We start from the raw sequence: 16461 nt of genomic DNA on the forward strand, positions 1-16461 counted from the left end.
AGGCACAAGCCGTCAACAGGCAGAAGAACAACTCTTTGTGCGGTACATGAGTGCATTTATTGATGAAGCTCTTGAACTTTCACAATGTCAACTCCATGAACATTCAGTAAGACTGTATCTTGCTACCCAATTAGCAAAAGCTTGTATCAGGCTCTGTAATTCTGCAATCGACCATGAAGAACTCGCTCGGCGTAAACAAGGGCTCACTCGGCGGGATCTAAAACGAGGCTTTGAGCCAAATCTACCTGATACAAATATCGAACCGACAGATCCGAGCGGTGATGCGTTACAGCAGCTTAAGGATTTAGGTTTTGTCGATATATCCACCAGCAGTACAACTCCAAGCAAACAAAGAGAAGGTGAATTATCTGCATCTTCTAGCGTTTCACAACTGATTGACTGGGTGAATAATCAGAAGAAGATTGTGAGCTCAGAGGTTGCCTTTAGATCATGGCAAGGTGACCGCAATCGCCCTTGTGAGCGACTGATAGAGTTTTTTGCCGATAAACCTATTGGTCAAATCCAAAAGCTAGACATGCGTAATTTCTTCAATTGGATCATCCGTTGCCCGAGTAAACCGAGCCAAGAGATACGAGCATTATCCTTCAAGAAGCAAATCGATATCGCTGATAAGCGTGGATTGGCTCGAGTGAGTATCAATACTGCTGACAAGGAACTTAAGCTGATTTCGGGCTACTTCCAACAGGCTGTCAAGTTAGACATCTTGCCGAAGAATCCTTGCCATCAAGTATCGCCCGGCAAAGAAACGGTGAGGGTGATTAGAGATCCGGGCTACTCAAATGCGGAACTGACAAAGATTTTCTCCCTGCCACTCTTTAGGCAACGTACCTATGCTCAAAAGGCAAGATACGGTGAAGCTCCTTACTGGTTGCCTGTTATTCTGGCCTATACAGGAGCAAGGGCAGAGGAGATTGCTCAGCTTTACGTGAAAGATATCAAACAAGATAGCGATAATAGCGAGCAATGGTATTTCCATATTCAGGAGCTACGCGATGACCAATCCGTTAAAACGGGGGAGTCGAGAAGGGTGCCAGTTTGTCAGGCTCTTATTCAGTTAGGGCTGCTGGATTACCTGAATAGCTTGCCAGCAGAAGGGCGATTATTCCCATCACTTAAGGCCAATAAGAGGGCTAAGTATCACCTCGCGGTTGCACGTTATCTGAAAGATGCCTTTATGACACTCGATATCGAGCATTTTAACGCCCTAAAACCGCTACATGCATTCCGCCATCGCTTTATCACCGAAGCCAGAAAGGTCATGCGAGAGGATGTCCAAAATGCGATAACAGGGCACTCAAATGCTGGCAGTACGGGGCGTAACTATGGTATCTACGCAGAGCTACATCAAGCGATTGATAAGATGCCAGTGCTAGATATTCCGAAGTGGTGTCTTGAGTCATAACAATACCACAGCGTAATCGCTAAGGCTTAGTATTAGCCTTAGTTGATTACTGTATTCAAAAGCGAAATGATATGTAACTTTATGATAAGTATTATGATTACATCTAAGTTAAGGTGAGCGTTAATTGATAGTTTGCTATTGAGGTTCCCATTTGGGCTCTATAGCTCAATTGACTACTCGTATGAAGGCCATTTCTAATATTTTTAGTGTGTAATGTATTAGGAACACTTACAATGTCTTGTAAAGGCAATGCAAGCTGTACATCTTTTATTCTCAATGAAGAACCACTAGGCATAGATTCAACGTCATTTCTAAGACTTTCTAATTTGGAAAGATCTAAAAATAGCTTCGAGTAAGATTGACATTCGTAAGAAATGATTTCTTCAAATGAATACTTCTTAAAGTATGTCTTTAGAGTATCTAAAGCATTAACTTTCAGTTCCTTAGCTCCCTTTCCATATATAGCTCTAGTCAGTCTAACCATAGAGCCCAATTCATTTGGAGAGTCCTGAAGAACGATATCAAGACTACCATTTACTAAATTTTCAAGATAGTCATTATTACAAATAAGGTTCTGTTTTCTAACATCAAATAGCGCTGAATCCCAACTCAAAAAAGTCGTTTTCAGTAGACTTGTAATATCATCATACTTTACTAGTCTATTTTTTATTGCCCAAGTATCTCTAGCACACCAAATATCAAAGCACCAAGCTCCATGTGCAATTCTAAAGCCTCCAAACTTGTTTTCAACTACCGTCTGATTGTTTAGCTTGGATAAGGCATTTACTAGCGATTTCCTATCGGTTTCAACAACTAAGTCAATATCAGAACTAAAATCACGTAGACCAAATAGTCCAATGTCACGAACTAAGCCGCCAAAGACATATACATCAAATTGATCGTTTTCTGTCACAGCGTCCACAAAACCATATACATCAGCTCTTAGTTGCGTAGAACTTTGAAAGAAGCGGTTTACACGCTTCTTAAGAGCATCTTTGTGTGGCGCTGCATGATTTTTCATGATTCAAGGTTTCTTGTACAAAGCTTTAAGTTCGTTATGTAAATCAATTAGATAACTATCAGTCATGCCAGAGATAGCATCTGTAAGTAACTGAGCTTCTTTGTAGGCGTTGGGAAGGCTATTACTTTCGTCTTTAAAAACTCGCCTGTAATTCTCTGAAATACGACCATATGCATATTCACCAAATGGAGTTTTTGATTTCTTTGGGTCAGACTTGTTTAGTCTACCATGAATTCCAATCCAAAGCATGTCCATCAAGTTGTGTATGTAGTTGTGTCCTTCCAACTCTAATCTTAGGACAGATTTATTTTTGTACCCCCATTTTTTGTCAAAATCCTTCAGTGCATCACATAGTATACTAGCGTCACAAAGGGACATTAGGTCTTTTATCGGTTTGTCTTTTGACATCAGTCGGTCTAAATTCTGAGCAAATGACGTTGTAACGGATGCAACTAGTTCGTTCATTGCAAAAACTCTGAACATTTGCATGCTTACGTCATTCAACTCTGCGGGAGTTAAATCTAAGGATGGTTTAGAGAAGTCGTAGTGCTTTGTTACGCTCTTTTGGACTAATCTGTCGATGACCGCAAGCTTGGTCTCTTGTTGCTCTTTACCAACGTCCGTATCGATATTACTTTTATCTCTTTCACATACCATATAATGCTTAAGGTGGTTTATCAGGTCATGAAAAGAGGCTAACCCTTTTTTGATAATATCTTCTGCATCAAGGACTGAGTAAGCAATATCATCACATGCTTCCATTATGTATGTAAGTGGGTGTCTTATCCCTTCTGCCAACCCAGTTTCAGCCCAAACATCTTCTATAATTCTTGCTTCAGAATAGCAATAGCCATGTTTTTTCCATGTGGCTTTCGAATAAGGACAGTCCTTCGAGTTATTTTTGTTTTCTTCTGTCCATGATTGAATCGCTTCATTTTTTCTTGCTACATACGCCGATGATTGTGGGTATTTCAGCATTGCAGACAGTGTGGCATAAGTTAGGTTTATCCCAAATTTGTCATTCAGAACCTGTAGTTGGGTCAACAATCTAATTGTCTGAGAGTTTCCATCAAATTGTATAAAGTCATTGTATATGTGCGAGATTTTTCCATCTTCTTTGGGGAAAATCATCTCTGCATTAGTAGCAAACCAATCTTGGATCGCACTTTCACCTTGATGACCAAAAGGTGGATTTCCCAAGTCATGTGCTAACCCTATTGCAGCTAATAGGGATGGCAAAGTACGTGTTAATTTACCTTCTCGTTTCAGACCTTCTTCATCTGAAAATAAATTCGCATAGTCATAAGCTAGTTGGGTACCAACGCTTCTGGCTAAATTGGAAACCTCATATGAATGAGTTAATCTGGTTCTAACACTATCATTTTGTTCCAATGGAAAAACTTGGGTTTTATCTGCTAAACGACGAGTAGGGGCAAGAAATAAAATCCTATCAAAGTCCCTTTCGATCTCCTCTCGGGCACTAATTTGTTCCTTTAATCCCCAGTTTTCCTTCCCAAAAGTTAACTCTGAATCCGATTTGTCTTTTCTTCTTCCGTTATGCAGTAACTTGTCCCAGTTCAAAATTATGCTCCATATAATCAGAATAATAGTGAGGAAATAGTATACATATCTGTAAAATTTGCTAGTGAGACTACTCACATCAAAAGACAAAAGAAGTCCTAAACCTCTCTTGTCTTACTGTGTATACCCGTTACACGCTGAAGCTTTCTGGAGTAACAGTAACTGCTACATGCCTCATCCCCATGCTAGCTTCTGGTATTGACTCAGGGATATCATCAAACGCAGACTTCAACTTAATCCCCTTAATCATGGCTTTGCTATTGTGGCGGCCTTTTTCGAAGCCTTTCTCCACCAGCCGTTTGGTCATGATATTACGGGTCATTTTCCAGTCTCCATCCCGTTCAGCCCACTTCCTAAAGGCATCATAAAGCTCATCGGTATACACAAAATCACCTTTGCCTGTACATTCCTCTAAGAACATCGCAAGTAAGTCTGACTCATGGCGATATTCGGCAATTCCAGACTTAATCGAGTTAGGGATTGATGCCTTAATGCCATCCTTTAGCCACATCTGAACGCCTTCAAGTGCCCAATTAAGGATTCCTGATAGCTCCGCATACAACTTATCCATTAATTGCGGGTCCATTTGTTGCTGGCTGAAACTGGCGTTAAAGGGCAGTAAAATCATCCGTCGCCACATGCCGGGGCTGGTATCTCGAATGACGGGCTTATGGTTGCCGACCATGATGAGCTTAAACATGGGGATATACTCAAGCTCTACCTTGGCATACAGCTGGCGGGCAACAATTACATCATTACCTGTCATCGACTTTACTAGGTTCTCGTCCATTCGAGAGCCTTCGGGTAACTCATTGGCAACCACAAGTCGGCTACCATTTAGCTTGGCTAAGGATGGGTTAGGGCCCTTACCGCTGTTATTCGATTGCAGTAAGACATCGCTGCTTATCTGATGATAATAGCTTCCCATTAGCCGCTGAATGATATTCATAAAGGTACTCTTACCATTACAGCCATGACCGTAGAGGAAAAACAAAACTTGCTCATCAGTCCGTCCAGTAAGGATATAGCCTACCATTCGCTGCAAAAATTTAGCGTACTCGACATCGCCACAGGTGATCTCATTGATAAACCGAAGCCAACGTGGACAAGTGACGTCTTGCTTGTAACTAATATCACTATAACGGCTGATATACATCTCCTTCCTCGCAGCAAGCAGTTTTCCGGTTGCAAGATCGAGCACACCATTGCTAATCCCCATTAGAATGTTGTCTGCATCAAAGTTTTTTGCCGAAATCTGGTTGCTAGATTTAAAAACTTCCAACATATCGGCAAGCTTTTTGCGATTTAGCGACTGTCTACCAAACGCCAGTAACTTCTCTACTTGTTGTCGTTTGGCGTTGTCCTTAATTGTTGCTGGATCTTCTAGCATACGATTTGCTTGAGTGATAATTCCCTCACCAATACATCGAGCTAGTGCCAGTTCTTTATCGCCTATTGGCCTCCAACGCTGCTCATCAAACACATACATACAGTTGAGTTCTGGCACATAGAATAATTTTCTGTCAGTTAATTTTGCCAGTCTATCCGCATTACCCACATCATTTAGCGTGTTCTCATCAAAAACATTAAAAGGTGAATCGAGTTGCTTAGGCTCTTTAGCTTGCTGGTGGACAGTTGGGCTTTCATCCTGTGCCGATTCAGAAGTTTCCTGATTCGATTCTTGCGTGACAGCAACACCGAATTGTTCGACTAATGCTTCGATACCAAGAGCATTTTCCTGCCGCAAATAATCATCAATATCCTTACCTTGGCCTTCTGGTAAGGTGACTTGGATAAGTGATGGTAAACCAAGTTGAGCTAGCTTCTCTCTGTACTTATCACCTGCGGCATCACTGTCGAAGAAGGTCACTACATCTCTGTCATGCAGTTTTTCCTTAATCCACTCCAGTTGTGCTTGGCTAATTTGCCCGTTTGTTGCGATTGCAGGACCTTGCCATCCATGATCCTTTAGAGCCAGTAAGTCAAATTCACCCTCAACAATTGCGACAGTACCTTGCTGGTTCATCGTATGTTGCCCATAAAACTGGATATTGTTCAGCCAAAACAGTTTAGAGAGCTGGTATGCCACTTTTTTCTCAGGGTCTTTGAAGGTGAAACGACAAATCGCCCCAGTCTCATCATAATGCGGGAAGATATAGACACCCCTAGGAAAGAAATCATGTGGTGATTGAGGACTTTCCTTAACGAGCCCTGATGCGTACATTTCCTCAAGCGTGAATCTATGCTCAATTAAATGACGCCAAAGAGCCCCGCGAGAGTAACCTACCTCATAACCAATTAGTACGTTTTGGCTTAGTTTTCGCTTATCCATAAGTGACTGGAGCGGGGTGCTACCATCGACAAACATTGGCTCAAAGTAATACTCCCAAGCAGCATGGTACAAGGCTTGACGACGAGCAAACTGTTCAGCCGTAAGTTCTACTGTTTCAGCTTCAACTTTGGGCTTATTAGCTCTTGAAGCGGGTAGAACTGTGATGTCTTCAATTTCACCTTGGATAAGCTTTCTGGCGGCATCTAAGGGAGATGTAGCAAGCTCTAAATCGACCAGAAAAGTAAAAATATCTCCATGAGCATCACATGAGTAGCAATGATAATGTTCATCTTCGCTCTCTGCACAATGCAACTTAAAGCACCCTTTATGCTCACAGAATGGACACTCATCAGGATCAAGGTGATAGAGGTCATTCCCGCATGACTTGTAGCTGGTGCCAAGTGCGGCTGATATTACCTCTGGTAAAAAGAACTGGCTCTTTACTTCCGCAAAGTCGATACGCTTAGATTTTACTACTTGATTATTAGACGAAAAAAATAATTGTGATGCCATGTTGGTCATCTCCAAATAAATGAGTGGCCGCAGACTAAAATAGATATGGAATTGATTTAGTCTGTTGCTTGGCCATCGAGCCTACATTTTGGCTCTTCCCCGATAGTTCATTGTTTCCAGCAATGAGCCGTCGGGGCATTTGTCTCCTAGTCGAATAATCGACGATAGAGATGAATCCCTTGCAATCCAGTAAGGGTTGGTTTTGGGGTGCTGACAATCAGCCCTGATTGTTCCAAGCGTCGAATATGTCTTCTTGCCGTTCTCAATGAGTAACCGCAACGTCTTACCAAGGCACTCGCAAGACTCACTTCTTCTCCTAGCAAGTAGCCATCAACAATCGGCATTCTGCTGATCTCATAAACGGTCTGCCTAAACTGGTCATTGAACAGCTCAAAGGGCAGTCGATAAGGGGCCTGATGGCTGCTAGTGGGATGGATAATGTTGTCTTCGCTAATGTCTTGATTTCGCACTTGGATCTCCTCTGGATGACATAATGTGTCACACCCATATCTATAATTTAGTGTTTCTTTTGGAGAGCTAAGCACCTTGATTTCCCTTAAAAATGACAAATCCGAGATAGTGGTGAATTATTGCGGGTGATAACTTATAGAATTTGTTGCTATTAAATTTTTGTGGTTATTTCTTTTGGGTATATACAACTTATCTCTATGAAACTTCGATATTTCTTCGCGTTACTGCCATTGGCTTCACCATCGATTCCCCTAAGCTCTATCCACTGCCAATAAATCAGCAGACGGACTAAAGTATTTCTACTTACTTTTCCTTTAGTACTTTTTAGTAAATCTAATAAAAATCAGCATAGTAATTCTATAAATCAATCATTAGGGGCAAGATTGCTTTGTTTTGTGGGAATGGGTGTTGAGGAAAATCGGCAGCGAAATCGGCAGGAAGATTATTGAGCATGGACAAAAGGTTAGGGGGAGTGTTACTCAATCTGACCTGTTCACTCCGACTCAGGATTGGTACACTTACAACATGACCATCTAGCAGCCTAACTAATGACGATCAAGCAGAGCCAGTATTTCCACCAACTAAGAGCTTTAGCTGCAAGCCATCCTGAGGTGGCGGTTTTGTGGCTATATGGTTCGCAAGCTAAAGGTAATGCTAGCGAGTATAGCGATTGGGATTTAGCCGTCGCATTCGACCCCGTAAAGGCTGAGAGTGTGCTTGATACACGTATTAGAGCTGAGCTGCTTGCTATGGATTGGCAAAGGGCATTGGGGCTACCCGAAGGAAAGTTGTCTGTTGTCGATATCAATCTAGCACCTATCCCTTTAGCCTTCGGTATCATTAACGCCAACAAACTAATCTTTAGTCGAGATGAAGGTCGAAGAATGCAAGAAGAATCCCGCATTATGTCGCAAATGGAACTCGATTACCTAACTCAGAGCCAATAAGGGGACTGCTGTATCATGTCGGATAATGCCTATATCACGTCATTGCGTTTAAGCCTTAGCCGGTATCAGGCCGAACTTGGAGAATTGCGCCAATTACTCTGTCAACGTCCCTTATCGAATCTCGAATATCGTGCCGCTGAGAGGACGTTACAGGTCTCTATTGAAGCTTGCATTGGCATTGCGAAACATTGGGCTAAGGCCCTTGCAGGGCATAGTCCTCAGGATGCTTATCAAGCATTTGAGATCCTGTGTCAACGAGGGGCACAACCAGCTGATGAATTGAGTGGCTGGCGTAAAGTGATAGGTCTTCGTAATGCATTGGTACATGATTACTTGAATATCGACCCTGAGATAATCCGCAGTGTGATTTCTCAAGGTTACAGCGATAGATTATTTGTCTTTGCGGAGCAGGGACTAGAATGGTTATCTTTGAAGAATAGCTAATGTTTGATTGGATTTCATAGACTCACCTAAAGGCTGGATAGGTGAGTCTATCAAGGGAATGAGATTATTTATCAGGGTAATCACCGTACCAGTACTTTACCGCAAGCCACTCCCCAAATGTCTGAAAATGGACTAACAACCTGACAATCCAGTGCATGAAAGGTAAATGCTCTCGCGGGTGTGTAGCGTACAGAGTGCCATCCTTATTTACGAAAATGGATTCAGGGATAAAGCCTTTATCGATAAGAAACGCCCTGATTGCCTCTGGTTCCCTAAAGACACCGTTCCCCATTGCCACTTCCCCTTGAAGGTGCATCATCTTCTGATCGGTGCCACGTTTATCAGGGACAATCTCGGCAGTAAAGAAAAGGCCTTGGCACTCTTTGGCTTCTTGAACCTGATGATTTCTGGTTTCAGGGGTAAAACGGCCTTCTACAAGTAATACTGGATAAGGTAGGGCTTGTTCGTTTTGCATGGTTTTCTCCGATGAAAGTTGAGTGGGGCATAATATGTCACCCCCATATTTCTATTTTAATCGGTGGGTAACCGTTTCAACTCACTTATACCGTCATTTTTCACCATGAACTAAGGCATAAGAAACCTGATGTAAATCAAATGCACAGGAGAGAATATGTCTATTCATACATTCAAGAATCAACAGCACGATAACGCTCAAGACTCAGTTATTCGGGAGGCAATAGCCATCTTAGAGACTCGCTATAGCCTCGGAGTTAATCATGGGGTTTTTAGTTCGCCACAGATTGTTAAGGACTATCTAAGGCTGAGGATGGCCGCCTATGAGCGGGAAGTTTTTGCAGTACTATTGCTTGATAGTCAGCACCGTTTGATTGCCTATGAAGAGCTTTTCTTTGGCACCATTGATGCCGCCTCAGTTTATCCTCGAGAGGTGGTAAAATTGGTCCTGCATAGAAACGCCGCTGCTGCGATATTTGCCCATAACCATCCCTCTGGCATACCTGAACCATCACAAGCCGATAGACGCATTACAGAGCGTTTAAAGACAGCTTTAGCAACTATTGATGTTCCAGCCTTAGATCATCTAGTGATTGGGCACCATGAAGTAGTGTCTTTTGCTGAGAGGGACTGGATATGACCACCACAATTCAGATAGATCTTAAGGCCGCGAGAAGTTTATTGCCGATGACATTAAGCTTGATGCAAATCATTCGGCGGTTACTCCTCAAGAATCTGCCGCCAATTGTGAGTAACGGTGTGACGGTTAACTTTCGTGACCCTAGTTACTCAGCCGATGCTGGTGGCTTTCATCCAGTCGAAATCCGCTTGGAATACTCACAGGCCACCAGCATGTGGCAAGTTTGCTATATCACCGACTTTGCCTACCAAGGCCGATACTACCCAGAACTCGAAAAGGACATCGACTTCAATTTCGCTGAGGGTTCAGGGTATCAGGCTTATGTTGGATTTCACCCGCTAAGCCATTTCAGTGGTCTTTATCGGTTATGGGAAGCCAACTTCAGAAGTTATGTGGTTGATGATCTTTATCAGATAAACATCAACTGGGACTGATCCCCCCACACGATTCCATTCAGAACAAAGCAGAAAATCACTACATGGGTTCATGTGGTGGGCTTTCGGCTGCCTGAATGCCAGCCATACAGGAGAAACATCATTAGCGAGTTACTCAAGAAGGTCGCTAAAGCTGCACTACTGACCATAGTGCCGATCCTCATCCAAGCCTTTGTCGAGCGGTATTTATCAGACGAGGAACGATGGGAAAACGAAGGGAGTGACTCAGATCAAGAAGCTGAGTAACTCCTTGTATTAATAACCAATAAACCAAGCCCATGTGACACGTTGAGAAATACCTCAAACACCATGTCACATGGGTCGTTTTCGACCTTTTGAAGGGCTTGGTCAGTATACCTTGCTCTATTGAACAGGAGTCATACATGGCAGAAATCGGATATGCCCGAGTCTCGACCACGGGACAAAGCCTCGATGCCCAGCTAAAGGCATTGATGAGCTGCGACAAAGTGTTCCAAGAAAAGGTAAGTGGTGCAAAGGATGACCGTCCACAACTGCAACTCATGCTCGAGTTTGTCAGAGAGGGTGACATTGTGATTGTCACAAAGCTCGACAGGCTTGCTCGTAACACTCGTCACTTGTTGGAGATAGCTGAGTTCTTGGCCAAGAAACAGGTTTCACTGCAAATCCAGAATCTAGGCATAGATACAGCAACCCCAACAGGCAAGCTCATGCTGACTATGGTAGGTGCCATCGCAACATTTGAGCGAGAGCTAATGTTAGAGCGACAAGCGGAAGGGATAGCACTCGCAAAACAGCGGGGAAAATATAAAGGACGTAAACCCACGGCAATCACTAAGGCGAAAGAAGCAGCCCCATTGCTTGCGGAAGGTTTGCCTAAGCCAGAAGTGGCTAAGAGGTTGAATATCAGCTTGTCCAGCGTTCAACGGATAGCAAAACAGTTAACATCTAAGGATTAGTTATGAGTAAGAAACAGAAAAACCGCTTAGAGATGTACTTTGTAATATTGATAGCCCTAACAATCTTGAGTGCCTTATCACTGGTTGCTCTTGAGGATTCGATTGGCGGCTCTTTGGACTATTTCATCCTCAAGATGTCACTAACACTCCAAGGGACTATCTCCGTTGTGGTGATGGGTGTGGGCTATATCGGGATGTGGTATCTCTCCGAGAGATTGGATTGGTTGAAGGAGGATGCTCAAAAAGCACCATCAGATAGTGAAGTTAACTATCGAGAGAAAAAACTGTCCATCAAAACAGGGATTGGTGGAGCCGCATATCTGTTGATTTATGGTGTCATTTTGATGTTCTCGATCCTCAGTTATCACGATGGAAATATCTTCAAGATTGCCACTTCAGGAGCGGGGTTGGTTGGGTTTTTACTCTGCCTTCTTTCAGGGATTGCCATTTGGCAGCTTCAGCTAAGGTTAGAGTGGATGGCAGAAGAGCAGGGGAAAGCCGAACAATCAGATAGCAACACTCTAAGTAACTAATCGACAAGGCCATCAGATTCTATTGATGGCTTTTTTTTGGAGAAATTATGCGGAAACCAAGAGATTTCGTCATCCTATTACTCCTAGTAGGAACTGTATTCTCATTGTCGGTAAGGGCTGGAATTGAGGATATGGCAAGCAACCTACAAAAACTCTATATGTGGGAGAAACTTGCCTCCGCATGTAAAACCAAGTCACCAACAGAACTCAAGCAAGAATGGACTGTGATCGAAATGATCGTATATGCAGAGGCGGCATTATGGGAGGGGAACATCAGTGCAGTATTACGTTCCGGTGGTCGAACTGAACCACAGATTAGATCTGTTTTTGATGATCTGAAATGGAGTGCTGACGTACTGGCAAGAGGTGCGTTGGACCGGATGTCTTGTAATACTGCTGATAAAGACAGAGCGGTTAGGGTAATGGTGTCAGATCCTGCATTTAAAGATGCAAGTGAGCAAGTTTTGGAAATCTCCAAATATCTTTAACAATTCATTGAAATTTATGGAACTGAACATTAAATTGACTTAATACCATAATTTGTTTAAAAAGGAATCGGCTAGCGGTTTAGAGCCGTATGCTTTGGACTATGAATCTGCCGAAAACTCATGTGAGTGGCAAAAAGATTCGTCCTAGCTATGAAAAATCTATAAATACCAAAAGTTATAGATGCCTAGACTCTAGCCCCAACTCAATATTATGAAAAACATAACATTCGAGATTTACCACCCTCATTTAGACATTGTTTCCGATAGAACACTTCGATCTATTTTGAAAAAGTTTTCAAAGCTCCTTAGAGAAATTCAGTATCAAGAAGTCTTTTATCTGATTAATAGCAGTGATTTATCTCCACCAGAAAAGCAATCTTTACGAGATCGTTTGAAGGCCCCCCTTAATCATATTGACGCTTACTATGTGAGGCGGATTGAAAAGGGGAGCATACTTATTGAAAGTGCATTAACTGCTAGTGCTCTCTGGTTGCTTGTAAATACCCTAGGAGAATCAATTAAAGAGGCTTGGAAACTCAGCGAATTTCACCACAGACTGGTGGATTATCTTTCTAAGCCAAAAGTCAGGAGAGTGGTGATAGATAGGTGTTTCGACCGTGTTTTCGAAGCATGGAATTTTGATGGATTTATCATTGATGAAATTGAGAAGAAGGATGATGGTGAAGATTTGATTGTTAAAGTAAAACTCAAAACTGAACACAATTTACAAATCCATATAGATCAGAATCTTCAGGAACAGAATATTGAACTATTACTGAAAAAGCTTGAAGAAGAGATTAGAACGTCAAACTATAAAGGAAATTAGATTGTCAGGAGGGAAATTCATGTCGGAAAAATGTCCTTTTTGTGGAGCACTTTTTACTGTAACTGAAATGTCTGGTGGTGGCATTTGTGGTGCTTGCCGTGAACCTATAGATTGCCCTAATTGCAAGAAAACTATTCGTGAAGAACGTACTACAGGCTGGTTTCAAGAGACTCTCCTCAAGATTCCTGAGAGTCAATTATCTCAGTTTTTGGGAATTACGGATGAAGACTGGGAAGAAATGGGAGTAGAGCTGAACGCTAATGCAGGCAGTTCTGAAGAAACAACATACAGCTATTGGTTCGAGGTTCCAAATACTACATCTAAAGATATTTTGAAGAAAACTGGTTGGAACATCGGCCAAACTATAGATGACATCCCTGTTTGGCTGGTTGAAATTGAGTAGATTATATTTTCCATATTTTGTCTATTGAAACAATGGCTGTATACCTTTTTAAGGTAAGAGCTCGTAAATTATCATATTTGTGTTACGTATGATTTTCTGACGTCTCTAATTGTCTAACTGAATTTAGCTAAAATTCATCAACTTAAGGATAGAAAATGAACTTGGACGTTTTAGGCTTTTTGATTGAAAACGAAAGCTATATTGAAGATATGGCTGAAAGTGCCAATATTGACTCTAGTATAAGTATAGGTATTGCCAAATTACTCTATGTGAATGGTGGCAATCTCTCTATTCTCAAAGGAAAACAAACCTATCACTATGAAAGAGTTATTAGGCCATTATTGGAAAATGTCCAGTGTGAAGGTCCAATTGGAATGATGGATGATGAAGATGGAAACTGGGTCTCTAGTTGCGTGAATGGTGGAATTATTGACGATGAGTCTTTGTATCAGAGTTACTTAGAAGAAGATTTTAAATGTCAAATTTGCCGCTACGATCAAGAAAGAATGTAATGAGAGATAACAAATAATCACTCCAAACAGCATAGCCGATATGACGTTTTGAAGGAGTCGACCTGCTAGTCGTGCTCCTTTAGGATTTTTTGTGGTACAAAAAGCTGGTACAATATAAAAAATCAAGGTGCATAACACTATGATTTTATAGGGTTTGTTAGAAAGGTGTGTGATTCGAGGGTTCGACTCCCTCTCTCACCGCCACATTTAAGCAAAGGGAATCAGTAGTTTACTGATTCCCTTTGTTGCTTCTGGGCAAAATCTGCGTTTTCTTGTCCGTTTATGTCCGCATTAAAGCCCATCATTTCTCAGATATATGACTTGTCACGTGTTACGTACCTACCATTCAATTTATATATTGAAAATTAGTATGTTACTGATGTTTTGCTCCTATTGGATAAATACAATTCTTGCTTTGAGGGACTAGCATTTTACCCTTGGTATACAGCCCCACAGCGTGGTGTATTGTGGTGTGAGTAATGCTCGGCGCATTGCCCATTTTTGTTCTATGCCTTGCGCGGCCAAAAATAAGGTATCGCGTCCATAACGGGCATTTATTCCATCAAATGCCTTCATTAGCGTGGGGTGAGTGTTAATGTGATTAAACAAATCGAGTTGCAGATATTTATCTGGTTCGAGATTGAGTAAACCGATACCTATCTTGTAGTACTTCACCCCGGGTTTAAATAATGTTGGTGCAGCTAAAGACATTGCATGCGTCATTTCAATCGTGCAATTGGTTGCCGTGGGGAAATGGATAAGGGATTTAAAACCAACGGGTTGTTCATCGTAAGGGGAGTTATTCGCAAAAATCAGCATCGACCTGCAGCATGAGCCTTGAGCTCTGGCTTTTGCTGCTGCAATCCCGATGTGTTTGCTCAATGCTTGCCGTAGCGAATCAAAATCCATAATGCGCTCACCTACGGAGCGAGTGGAAAATATCTGTTGTTTATCCGCCCGAGTATGGTCCCATTGTTTACAGGCCGTGCCATTAAGTTCTCGGACGGTTCGCTCTATCTCTATGCTGAATAGCTTGCGAGCAAGGCCTGTTGGCATTTGTGCCAGCTCGTAAGCGGTATGAATGCCCATACTCGTAAGCTTTTTGCTGAGGCGTCGCCCAATTCCCCACACGTCAGCGGCTAAAAGTTGCTTAAGAATCTCAATCCGTTGTAGATCATTATCAATGAGACAAACCCCATTATAGCCAGGTAATTTTTTGGCGGCATGGTTGGCGATTTTAGCCAGCGTGAGTGTTGCGCCTATACCAACACAAACGGGTAAACGAGCTTCTTTCCAAACGGTTTGGCGGATGCGCAGGCCGTGTGTTTTTAAGCAGGGAATGCTGGCGTGGCAGTGTTTAAAGGATAAAAACGATTCGTCAATCGAATAAATATGTTGGTCGGGAGCGAAGCGGCCGATGATTTCCATCATTTTTGCCGACAAATCGGCATAAAGTTCGTAGTTGCTTGAGCACACTATCACCCCCAGTTTGGCGCACTGCTCTTTGACATGAAAGTACGGAGCAAATTTGGGGATCCCAAGTTCTCTGGCCTGGCGGTTGGCTGCCACGATACAGCCATCGTTATTGCTTAGGACGATAATCGGTTTACCGCGCCAATCGGGGCGGAACACTTGCTCAGCAGAGCAGTAAAACGAGTTTGCATCGACTAATGCGTACATGACCACTGGCTCAGTAACGAGGATTGAAAATGCATTCTAATCGAACGAATAACAACACCTTCTACGCTAAAGGTGTCGCAATCTCGTATCGGCACGGCATGGTATTGCGGGTTGGCAGACAGCAACATTTTGCGTTTTTTATCAAAAATTTTGCAGATAAACTCACCATTGAGTTGGGCGACGATAACGGCTCCCTGTGATGCGTTGACTTGTCGGTCAACAATCAATACATCTCCATCATATATCCCTTCATTTCGCATCGAGTCCCCTTGGGCGACCCCAAACCAAGTTGCACAAGGGTGTAACACTAAAAGATCATCAAGGTTTGTTCTAAGCTCAGAGTAGTCTGAAGTCATGTTAATAAAATCATTGAGGTAGAGATGTTGTCTTAAGGTTCGAATCACGACCCCTTCAACGCAAAAATCATCGTAATCGTGTATCGTTATGGCTTGGCATTTTTCATCGGAAGTGAGCAGCATTCTCCGTTTTTCATCATAGATTTTGCAGATGAACTCACCATTGAGTTGGCCATAAACTACACTCCCAGTTTGAGGCTTAATATGGCGGTCGATGATCAGCAGATCACCATCGAATATACCGACACCTTTCATAGCGTCGCCTTGAGCGATACAAAGCCGTGTTGCACTGGGGTGCAATACGAGTAATTCATCGAGGCGCAATCCAAGCTGAGTGTATTCTGCTGCAGGGCTTTCAAAGCCGCTAATCCCCGCGTGAGCGGGCCAAGGAATGATAGGATAAACACGCATAGCAAGACGATTACTGTATATAAATACAGTTATT

18 protein-coding genes and 1 pseudogene are annotated in these 16461 nt (G+C 42.5%); 11 read left to right on the forward strand and 8 right to left on the reverse strand.

The annotated features are described in order from the left end of the window. The first annotated feature begins 46 nt into the window (after nt 1-46). Nucleotides 47-1423, forward strand: a complete 1377-nt coding sequence (locus L2713_RS15855; protein ID WP_248968533.1) for a site-specific integrase — start codon at nt 47-49, stop codon at nt 1421-1423. Between the two features lie 103 nt (nt 1424-1526). Here the strand turns inward: L2713_RS15855 and L2713_RS15860 are convergent, their stop codons facing one another. The 4 genes from L2713_RS15860 to L2713_RS15875 form a co-directional block, all read right to left on the reverse strand. Beyond that, on the reverse strand, nt 1527-2444 hold the full coding sequence (locus tag L2713_RS15860; RefSeq protein WP_248968534.1) for a hypothetical protein: 918 nt from the start codon (nt 2442-2444) through the stop codon (nt 1527-1529). A gap of 3 nt (nt 2445-2447) precedes the next feature. Further along, the gene (dgt, locus tag L2713_RS15865; RefSeq protein WP_248968535.1) at nt 2448-4025 is read right to left on the reverse strand and encodes a dGTP triphosphohydrolase; all 1578 of its coding nucleotides are present in this window, start codon (nt 4023-4025) and stop codon (nt 2448-2450) included. A 130-nt stretch (nt 4026-4155) separates the two neighbouring features. After that, the gene (locus tag L2713_RS15870; protein WP_248968536.1) at nt 4156-6870 is read right to left on the reverse strand and encodes a phage/plasmid primase, P4 family; all 2715 of its coding nucleotides are present in this window, start codon (nt 6868-6870) and stop codon (nt 4156-4158) included. Between the two features lie 146 nt (nt 6871-7016). Continuing rightward, on the reverse strand, nt 7017-7340 hold the full coding sequence (locus tag L2713_RS15875; RefSeq protein ID WP_248968537.1) for a winged helix-turn-helix domain-containing protein: 324 nt from the start codon (nt 7338-7340) through the stop codon (nt 7017-7019). A gap of 549 nt (nt 7341-7889) precedes the next feature. Here L2713_RS15875 and mntA point away from each other — a divergent pair. Both mntA and hepT read left to right on the forward strand, forming a co-directional pair. Then, the gene (gene mntA / locus L2713_RS15880) at nt 7890-8288 is read left to right on the forward strand and encodes a type VII toxin-antitoxin system MntA family adenylyltransferase antitoxin (protein WP_248968538.1); all 399 of its coding nucleotides are present in this window, start codon (nt 7890-7892) and stop codon (nt 8286-8288) included. A 15-nt stretch (nt 8289-8303) separates the two neighbouring features. After that, nucleotides 8304-8732 carry a type VII toxin-antitoxin system HepT family RNase toxin gene (hepT, locus tag L2713_RS15885; RefSeq protein ID WP_144374539.1) on the forward strand — a complete coding sequence of 143 codons (429 nt, stop codon included), beginning with the start codon at nt 8304-8306 and terminating at the stop codon, nt 8730-8732. A gap of 64 nt (nt 8733-8796) precedes the next feature. Here the strand turns inward: hepT and L2713_RS15890 are convergent, their stop codons facing one another. Next, nucleotides 8797-9207 carry a hypothetical protein gene (locus L2713_RS15890; RefSeq protein ID WP_248968539.1) on the reverse strand — a complete coding sequence of 137 codons (411 nt, stop codon included), beginning with the start codon at nt 9205-9207 and terminating at the stop codon, nt 8797-8799. A gap of 156 nt (nt 9208-9363) precedes the next feature. Between L2713_RS15890 and radC the strand changes: the two genes are divergently transcribed. From radC to L2713_RS15930, 8 genes are all read left to right on the forward strand, one after another. After that, a complete protein-coding gene (radC, locus tag L2713_RS15895; protein WP_248968540.1) occupies nt 9364-9846 on the forward strand; it encodes a RadC family protein in 483 nt (160 codons plus the stop codon). Beyond that, nucleotides 9843-10280: a DUF2787 family protein gene (locus L2713_RS15900; protein WP_248968541.1), complete on the forward strand. Its 438-nt coding sequence runs from the start codon at nt 9843-9845 to the stop codon at nt 10278-10280. The genes radC and L2713_RS15900 overlap by 4 nt, the downstream gene beginning before the upstream one ends. A 383-nt stretch (nt 10281-10663) precedes the next feature. Beyond that, nucleotides 10664-11218 carry a recombinase family protein gene (locus L2713_RS15905; RefSeq protein WP_007647788.1) on the forward strand — a complete coding sequence of 185 codons (555 nt, stop codon included), beginning with the start codon at nt 10664-10666 and terminating at the stop codon, nt 11216-11218. A gap of 2 nt (nt 11219-11220) precedes the next feature. Further along, nucleotides 11221-11751, forward strand: coding sequence for a hypothetical protein (locus L2713_RS15910; protein WP_248968542.1), 531 nt, complete (start codon nt 11221-11223; stop codon nt 11749-11751). Between the two features lie 47 nt (nt 11752-11798). Next, complete coding sequence (locus tag L2713_RS15915; protein WP_248968543.1) at nt 11799-12239, forward strand: hypothetical protein; 441 nt, start codon at nt 11799-11801, stop codon at nt 12237-12239. 283 nt (nt 12240-12522) lie between these two features. Next, a complete protein-coding gene (locus L2713_RS15920; protein ID WP_248968544.1) occupies nt 12523-13065 on the forward strand; it encodes a hypothetical protein in 543 nt (180 codons plus the stop codon). A 19-nt stretch (nt 13066-13084) separates the two neighbouring features. Continuing rightward, nucleotides 13085-13468, forward strand: coding sequence for a hypothetical protein (locus tag L2713_RS15925; protein WP_248968545.1), 384 nt, complete (start codon nt 13085-13087; stop codon nt 13466-13468). Between the two features lie 155 nt (nt 13469-13623). Then, complete coding sequence (locus L2713_RS15930) at nt 13624-13980, forward strand: hypothetical protein (protein ID WP_248968546.1); 357 nt, start codon at nt 13624-13626, stop codon at nt 13978-13980. Between the two features lie 423 nt (nt 13981-14403). Here L2713_RS15930 and L2713_RS15935 read toward each other — a convergent pair whose 3' ends face one another. The 3 genes and pseudogenes from L2713_RS15935 to L2713_RS15945 all read right to left on the reverse strand — a co-directional run. Next, entirely contained in the window at nt 14404-15660 is a 1257-nt protein-coding gene (locus L2713_RS15935) for a Y-family DNA polymerase (protein ID WP_248968547.1), read from the reverse strand. After that, the gene (locus tag L2713_RS15940) at nt 15648-16016 is read right to left on the reverse strand and encodes a LexA family protein (RefSeq protein ID WP_248968588.1); all 369 of its coding nucleotides are present in this window, start codon (nt 16014-16016) and stop codon (nt 15648-15650) included. The genes L2713_RS15935 and L2713_RS15940 overlap by 13 nt, the downstream gene beginning before the upstream one ends. A 24-nt stretch (nt 16017-16040) precedes the next feature. Next, nucleotides 16041-16427 (reverse strand): annotated as a pseudogene (locus L2713_RS15945) (LexA family protein); the annotation flags it as partial. Nucleotides 16428-16461 lie beyond the last annotated feature (34 nt).

Origin of the sequence: Shewanella seohaensis, from assembly GCF_023283775.1 — a bacterium.
Lineage (GTDB): Bacteria > Pseudomonadota > Gammaproteobacteria > Enterobacterales > Shewanellaceae > Shewanella > Shewanella seohaensis.

Excerpts from the sequence above, each read along its gene's own strand:
- L2713_RS15935 (WP_248968547.1), bottom strand. The coding sequence starts at position 15,660 with ATGTACGCATTAGTCGATGCAAACTCGTTTTACTGCTCTGCTGAGCAA.
- L2713_RS15860 (WP_248968534.1), bottom strand. The coding sequence starts at position 2,444 with ATGAAAAATCATGCAGCGCCACACAAAGATGCTCTTAAGAAGCGTGTA.
- L2713_RS15855 (WP_248968533.1), top strand. The coding sequence starts at position 47 with ATGAGTGCATTTATTGATGAAGCTCTTGAACTTTCACAATGTCAACTC.
- L2713_RS15925 (WP_248968545.1), top strand. The coding sequence starts at position 13,085 with ATGTCGGAAAAATGTCCTTTTTGTGGAGCACTTTTTACTGTAACTGAA.
- L2713_RS15915 (WP_248968543.1), top strand. The coding sequence starts at position 11,799 with ATGCGGAAACCAAGAGATTTCGTCATCCTATTACTCCTAGTAGGAACT.
- L2713_RS15900 (WP_248968541.1), top strand. The coding sequence starts at position 9,843 with ATGACCACCACAATTCAGATAGATCTTAAGGCCGCGAGAAGTTTATTG.
- L2713_RS15930 (WP_248968546.1), top strand. The coding sequence starts at position 13,624 with ATGAACTTGGACGTTTTAGGCTTTTTGATTGAAAACGAAAGCTATATT.
- L2713_RS15940 (WP_248968588.1), bottom strand. The coding sequence starts at position 16,016 with ATGACTTCAGACTACTCTGAGCTTAGAACAAACCTTGATGATCTTTTA.
- L2713_RS15870 (WP_248968536.1), bottom strand. The coding sequence starts at position 6,870 with ATGGCATCACAATTATTTTTTTCGTCTAATAATCAAGTAGTAAAATCT.
- radC (WP_248968540.1), top strand. The coding sequence starts at position 9,364 with ATGTCTATTCATACATTCAAGAATCAACAGCACGATAACGCTCAAGAC.
- L2713_RS15905 (WP_007647788.1), top strand. The coding sequence starts at position 10,664 with ATGGCAGAAATCGGATATGCCCGAGTCTCGACCACGGGACAAAGCCTC.
- L2713_RS15890 (WP_248968539.1), bottom strand. The coding sequence starts at position 9,207 with ATGCAAAACGAACAAGCCCTACCTTATCCAGTATTACTTGTAGAAGGC.
- mntA (WP_248968538.1), top strand. The coding sequence starts at position 7,890 with ATGACGATCAAGCAGAGCCAGTATTTCCACCAACTAAGAGCTTTAGCT.
- L2713_RS15910 (WP_248968542.1), top strand. The coding sequence starts at position 11,221 with ATGAGTAAGAAACAGAAAAACCGCTTAGAGATGTACTTTGTAATATTG.
- hepT (WP_144374539.1), top strand. The coding sequence starts at position 8,304 with ATGTCGGATAATGCCTATATCACGTCATTGCGTTTAAGCCTTAGCCGG.